The organism is Micromonospora psammae (genome assembly GCF_036902725.1).
Taxonomy (GTDB): domain Bacteria; phylum Actinomycetota; class Actinomycetes; order Mycobacteriales; family Micromonosporaceae; genus Micromonospora.
Genome location: NZ_JBAKHM010000037.1, coordinates 34,734 through 41,052, shown reverse-complemented (window position 1 = coordinate 41,052; position 6,319 = coordinate 34,734). Strand labels below are relative to the sequence as shown.

Genomic DNA, 6,319 nt, shown 5'->3' with positions numbered 1-6,319 from the left:
AGTGGCCGGGCGCACCCCGGTCACCTGGACTCGGGCTGGTCCTCCCCGCGTGGCGGCGGGTCGGGCGGTGGCGGCGCGGGCCAGCGCGGCCCGGTCGGCCGCGCGGCGCTCCGCGTCGGCGTCCGGCCCGTCGCCGGCGGCGGCGTTGCTGCGGTACGTGGTCCGGTCCGCGTCGCGGTCGGTGACCACCGGCCGGGCGTCGCCTGGCGTCCCGTCACGCCCGTCGATCCGCCCGTCATCGTTGCTGTCCTGCGCCGGCACGCTGCGCCGCCGCGACAGAGAAGGAATGTTCACCCTGACACCTCCTGGTCCGTGCGTGGAGGCCTCGTATCGTCGGTGGCAGCCACGCGGGTTACGCACCGTGAAGTACCCCGTGCGTCCGTTCGTCACACTCCGGCCCGGCGCTACCGTTGACCGGTGCCAGAGGGACACACCATCCATCGCCTGGCGGCCCGGCACGCCGAGCTCTTCGCCGGCGACAAGCTGACCGCCGCCAGCCCGCAGGGCCGCTTCGCCGAGGGCGCCGCCCGGCTCTCCGGCACCGTCCTCGACGGCACCGAGGCGTACGGCAAGCACCTGCTGCACCACTACGCCGACGAGCTGACCCTGCACGTCCACCTCGGGCTGTACGGAAAGTTCACCGACGGGCCGGGGGAGCCGCCGCACCCGGTGGGGCAGGTCCGGTTGCGGCTGGCCAGTGACCGGCACTGGCTCGACCTGCGCGGCCCCACCGCCTGCGAGCTGCTCACCCCGGCCGAGGTGGCGGCGCTGCGGGACCGGCTCGGCCCGGACCCGCTGCGCGGCGACGCCGACCCGGCCCGCGCGTACGCCCGGATCCGGCGCAGCCCCACGCCGCTGGCCGCGCTGCTGCTGGACCAGTCGGTGGTGGCCGGCACCGGCCTGATCTTCGTGACCGAGGCGCTGTTCCGGGGCGGACTGCCGCCCACCCTCCCCGGCCGGCAGCTCACCCCGGCCGGCTGGGACGCGCTCTGGGCCGACCTGGTCGAGCTGATGACCCGGGCCGTCCTGCGCGGCCGGATCGACACCGTGCGGGACGCCCACCTGCCCGAGGCGATGGGCCGCGCCGCCCGCGTCGACCGGCACGGCGGCGAGGTGTACGTCTACCGCCGCCCCGGCGACCCCTGCCACGTCTGCGGCACGGCGGTCAGCCGGGGCGAGCTGGCCGGCCGCAACCTCTACTGGTGCCCCACCTGCCAGACCTCCTGACCGGGATCGGGGCGGTCAGGCGTCGTCGACGAGCCAGCGGACCACCTCGACCTGGTTGGTGAAGACGGTCTCCCCGTCCGTGCTCCAGGCCAACGTCTGCCCGATGGTCCAGCCGCGCACCCGCTCCCGGTCCAGCCCCAGCGCGCCGGTGATCCGGTCGAGCCGGCGGCGCACCGCGGCGGGCGAGTGACCCAGCTCGGGGCCGCGTACGACCGGCGCCACGGAGAACTCCCGCTCACCGGCGAGCGGCTTCGGGTCGATCACCAGCCAGGGCTCCCGGGTCGCCCGCAGCACGTTGCCGGCGTGCAGGTCCTGGTTGACCAGCACCTGCTCGCCCTGGCTGCCGACCAGCTCGGCGAGCCGCCCGAGCGCCGCGTCGAGCAGCCGCCGCTCGTACGGCCGGCCGGCCCGCTCCCAGTTCAGCGGCGCGCGCGTCAGCCAGCCCGCGGCCTCCTCGGCCAGCGGGGTGAACGGCACGCCGGCCGGCCGCCACAGCCGGGGCAGCAGGCCGGCGACCACGTCCAGCGCCTCGTCGGGCGGGACCTGGTGCAGCGGCGAACCCGGCCGGCAGCGCTCCACCAGCAGCGCCCGCCGCTCGGGATCGCGGGCGAGCAGCCGGACCGCCCCGTCGCCGTCCCAACGCGCCAGCGCGTCACCCTCGTGCCGGCTGTCCGGCTCGGGGTACTGGAGTTTCAGCACCGCGGCGGTGCCGTCGGGCAACTCGGCCGGCATCGCGAGGGAGGCGAAGGCGTACGGGAACGGTGGTCCGAGCCGCAGCGACCAGCGGTCGGCGCACTCGTCCCGCAGCCGGGGCAGCGTCGCCAGCCAGGCCCGCCCGGCGGGCACCCGCCGTACCCACCCCAACCCCGCCGGGATCTCCACCCGGCCATCCTGCCCGCCACGGCCGTGCCGGACTCACCTTCCCGGTGGCGACCGCGCCTTGCCCGGCCACGCGATGCCTCGCTCCGGGTGCGTTTCTTGTCGCCGTAGCGGCAACAGACGCACCCGGAGCCCGCAAGGGTCAGGGGCGCCAACCAGCGGCCATCAACGCGGCGCGTAGTTGGGCCGCCACCTCGTCGGGCCGGCGGCGAACGTCGAAGGCGGTGAACCGAAGGATGCGGTCCCCCTCAATCCAGATCTGGTTCTGCCGCCGCAGGTCTGCCGCCCAGTGCCGGACGTCCATGTGGTGCCGCCGTCGACCTCGACGTGCAGGCCCCAACGTCGCCAGTAGGCGTCCAGGTAGCGCACCCGTCCGTTGGCGTCGCGCCGCCTTTCCTGTCCCTCGGGAACGGGTAGGCCATGCCGCCGGCAGAGCCGGACCAGGTCGATCTCCGACAGCGCCTCGGCTCCGCCGGCGATGTCCCGCAGGGTCTGCCGGATCAGGAGCCGGCGATGGACCCGTGGCATCCGCTCCAGCACCACGCCGATCTCGTCCGGCGTCACCCGGCGCTGCTGGCAGCCGGCCGTCAGAATTTCCTGCGCCTGGTCGTCCGTGCGGGCCCACCCGGCGGCGTCCACCAGGGAGCGTGCCATGCCGGTCCGGTCAGGGTGGCCGCGCTGGCGGTCCTCGGCCGGGAGGTCACGGGTGCGGCGGACCCGGACGGCCGGCAGCCCTGGTGGAAGCCGCCGCAGCAGATCCGCGGCCCGCCGACCATGCGGCACGAGCACGTCGACGACCTCGTACCGCCAGTTGCCACGCAGCCCCGCCGCCTGCGCCGCGGCCAGTCCGGCGAGGACAGCGCCCTGCCCCGCGGCGAGCACCGCCACCCACCACTGCTGTTCCCGGTGGAACGTCGCGCGCGGGTCGCCCACCCGGAGCAGCCCTCGGCAGAGCCGGTGCCAGCGTCCCGTGGCGAGGCGGTGCCGCACCGCCGACGGACCCAACTCCCTGGTCGCCTGCCCCCACGTGAGCACCCCCGACTGGGTGAACAGCAGCCAGTCCAACCCTGACGCGTCGTCCGCCGGCATCCGCACCCCGCCATCCCACTGGAATTCGGGTGCGGTGGTTGTCGTCCGGGCGACAAGAACCGCACTCAAAGCCGACCGGGGTCAGCGGCCCGACCCGGCCAGGGTGTCGACGGCCTTGCGGGCGGCGATCAGCACCGGGTCCCAGACCGGCGAGAACGGCGGGGCGTAGCCGAGGTCGAGCCCGGTCATGTCGTCCACGGTCATGCCGTTCCAGAGCGCCACCGCCAGCGCGTCGATCCGCTTCGCCGCCTCGGATCGGCCGACGATCTGGGCGCCGAGCAGCCGGCCGGTGGGACGCTCGGCGATCAGCTTCACCATCATCGGTTGGGCCCCCGGGTAGTAGCCGGCCCGGCTGGTGGACTCGACGATGACGGTGACGAACTCGAAGCCGGCCGCCGTGGCGTCCCGCTCGCGCAGCCCGGTCCGCCCCACCTCCAGGTCGCAGACCTTGGTGACCGAGGTGCCGATCACGCCGGGGAAGGTGGCGTACCCGCCGCCGATGTTGATCCCGGCGACCCGGCCCTGCTTGTTGGCGTGGGTGCCGAGCGGGATGTGCACCGGCATGCCGCTGACCAGGTGCAGGGTCTCCACGCAGTCACCGGCCGCCCAGACGTCGGATACCCCGGGCACCCGCATCCGCCGGTCCACCCGGATCCCGCCGGTGGGTCCGAGCGGCAGGCCGGCGGCCTCGGCGAGCGCGGTGTTGGGGCGTACCCCCAGGCCCAGGACCACGACGTCGGCCGGCAGCGGGCCGTCCGGGGTGACCACGGCGGACACCCGGCCGTCGCGTTCCTCGACGCCGGTCACGGTCGTGCCGGTACGGACCTCGACGCCCAGTCCGCGTATCGCCTCCACCACCAGCGCGGCCATGTCAGGATCGACCGTGGACATCGGCTGTTCGGCCTGCTCGACGAGGGTGACCGAGAGCCCGCACTCGATCATCGCCTCGGCCATCTCCACCCCGATGTAGCCGCCGCCGACCACCACCGCCCGGCGGGGCGCCGGATCCCCGTTCAGCCACTCCCGCAGCGCGGCGCCGTCGTCGAGGGTCTGCATGCCGAAGATGCCCGCGGTGCCGGTGGCCCAGGACGGCTGCACCGGGACGGCGCCGGTCGCGTACACCAGGGTGTCGAACCGCTCGCGGACCTGGCGGCCACCGTCGACCTCCCGGGCGACGACCTCGCGGCGCTCCAGGTCGATGCCGGTGACCTCGGTGCGCAGCCGCACGTCGATGGCGAAGTCGTCGCGGAAGGTGGCCGGGTCGCGGGCGATGAGCTGGTCCCGCTCCGGGACCACCCCGCTGATCCAGTACGGGATGCCGCAGGCCGAGTAGGAGGTGAAGTGCCCCCGGTCGAACGCGACGATCTCCAGGTCGTCGCGGCCGCGGCGGCGACGGGCCTGGGACGCCGCCGCCATGCCGCCCGCGTCCCCGCCGATGACGATCAGCCGTTGGGTCACGATGTCCAGTCTCCCATGTGCGGATCAGCCGCGGGTCTGTCGCGCCACGTCGGCGACCACATCCTGCAACCGGCCGGTGCGGGCGTACACGGCCCGCTGCCGGGCGGCCCCGGAGCCGTGCCGGCGCAGCCCGCCGAGCAGGTCGGTCACCTCGTCGAGGTCGCCGTGCTCCGCCAGCGCCGGACGGACCCGGTCCACCATCCGGTCCAGCAGCTCCCAGGCCGGCCGCAGCTCACCGTTGGTGAAGTCGACGCCCTCGCCCTCCAGCCCGTCGTGGGCGGCCCGCCAGTGGGCGGCGACCAGCAGGTGGTGGTCGGTGTTCACCGCCGGGCGACCGGCGGCGATGTCCGTCATCGCGGTCGCCACGAGGGCCCGCACCAGGGCGGCGACCAGCACCGAGTCGTCCACCGAGGGGCAGACGTCGCCGATCCGGAGCTCCACCGTCGGGTACTTCGCCGACAGCCGGGCGTACCAGTAGAGCATTCCCTCGTCGAGCATCACGCCGGTGGCGATCAGCTGCCGGATGAGCCGCTGGTAGTGCTCGTGCGACTCCAGCCAGGGGGTCGGCGCCACCGACGGCCAGTGCTCCCACTCGACCGAGCGCCAGCTCGCGTAGCCGGTGTCCGCGCCCCGGGCGAAGGGCGAGTTGGTGGTGACCGCCTGCAACACCGGCAGCCAGGGCCGGACGTGGTTGAGCACCTGCACGCCGGTCTCCGGGTCGGGGACGCCGACGTGGACGTGCATGCCGTTGTTGCCGGGACCGGGCACCAGCAGCCGGAACCGCTCGATCATCCGGTCGAAGCGGGGCTTGTCGACCACCGGCGGGACCGGGCCCTCCACCGGGCCGGTGCCGATGGCCAGCAGCCGTACGCCGGCCCGCTCGGCGGCGTCGGCGAGCGCGGCGCGCAGCATGCCCAGCGAGTGCCGGATCGAGCTCAGCTCCAGGCCGGGCGGGCTGCCGATCTCAATCTGGCTGGTCTGGAACTCCCGCTCCACCTGGCCGCGCAGCTCGGCGGGCACCTGCTCCATCACCAGGTCCACGGCGGGCACCGCGGCCCCGGTGTGCGGGTCGACGAGAAGGAACTCCTCCTCCACGCCGACGGTGAGCAGGTCGGTGCCCTCCGGCGTCCGCGCCGTCGCCTCCACCGCCTGGCTGCCCATCGCCATCACCGTCCGTTCCGTACCGGTCGCAGCGCTGCGCCGCAACGTCGACCGGCCATTACCCAGGGTGGTGGGCCGGGAAAACGCCGCCCCGCGTGTCGGCCGGCGTGCCGCGCCCGTCGAGGTGTCCGCGGGCCTGAACCGGGGCGGGTGCTTGCCGCCCGGTTCTAGGCTGGGGCCGTGCCGGGTCTGCTGGTGGCGGTGACGGGTCTGTGGGCGTACGCGCTCACCGAGCTGACGCTGCTCGGCCAGGGCCCGGTCGAACTCCTCGCGGGCGCGGCGGTGGTGGCCGCGCTGCTGCTCGCGGCGCTGCTGGCGGCTCGGCCCAGGCCGGCCGAGCGACCGGCCCGGGGCGGACGGTGGGGCCTCGGCCTGCGGGAGCGGGCCCGACGCCGGCGGGTGCCCCGGCAGGTCGACCCGGACGCGGCGGGCCGGCCCCGACCGCGGGCGCCGGGGTGGAGCCCGCCGGTCGGGTGCCCGGCCGCGGTCTGACTCCGCGCCGCCG

General features: G+C 75.2%; 6 protein-coding genes and 1 pseudogene. 2 read left to right on the top strand and 5 right to left on the bottom strand.

All coding sequences use genetic code 11. The annotated features are described in order from the left end of the window. A pseudogene (locus V6U79_RS28170) lies at positions 1-294 on the bottom strand (thrombospondin); the annotation flags it as partial. A 123-nt stretch (positions 295-417) separates the two neighbouring features. Here V6U79_RS28170 and V6U79_RS28165 point away from each other — a divergent pair. Continuing rightward, a complete protein-coding gene (locus tag V6U79_RS28165) occupies positions 418-1,227 on the top strand; it encodes an Fpg/Nei family DNA glycosylase (RefSeq protein ID WP_334616506.1) in 810 nt (269 codons plus the stop codon). Positions 1,228-1,242: 15 nt separating this feature from the next. Here V6U79_RS28165 and V6U79_RS28160 read toward each other — a convergent pair whose 3' ends face one another. The 4 genes from V6U79_RS28160 to V6U79_RS28145 all read right to left on the bottom strand — a co-directional run bounded on the left by V6U79_RS28160 (position 1,243) and on the right by V6U79_RS28145 (position 5,814). After that, a complete protein-coding gene (locus V6U79_RS28160; protein ID WP_334534485.1) occupies positions 1,243-2,109 on the bottom strand; it encodes an aminoglycoside phosphotransferase family protein in 867 nt (288 codons plus the stop codon). Positions 2,110-2,271: 162 nt separating this feature from the next. After that, positions 2,272-3,195: a hypothetical protein gene (locus V6U79_RS28155; protein WP_334616504.1), complete on the bottom strand. Its 924-nt coding sequence runs from the start codon at positions 3,193-3,195 to the stop codon at positions 2,272-2,274. A gap of 81 nt (positions 3,196-3,276) precedes the next feature. After that, a complete protein-coding gene (locus tag V6U79_RS28150; RefSeq protein WP_334534491.1) occupies positions 3,277-4,653 on the bottom strand; it encodes an FAD-dependent oxidoreductase in 1,377 nt (458 codons plus the stop codon). A gap of 24 nt (positions 4,654-4,677) precedes the next feature. After that, positions 4,678-5,814 (bottom strand): carboxylate-amine ligase, encoded by a 1,137-nt coding sequence (locus tag V6U79_RS28145; protein ID WP_334616502.1) that lies wholly within the window; start codon positions 5,812-5,814, stop codon positions 4,678-4,680. Positions 5,815-5,994: 180 nt separating this feature from the next. Here V6U79_RS28145 and V6U79_RS28140 point away from each other — a divergent pair, with 180 nt between their 5' ends. Then, entirely contained in the window at positions 5,995-6,306 is a 312-nt protein-coding gene (locus V6U79_RS28140) for a DUF6412 domain-containing protein (RefSeq protein ID WP_334616501.1), read from the top strand. Positions 6,307-6,319 lie beyond the last annotated feature (13 nt).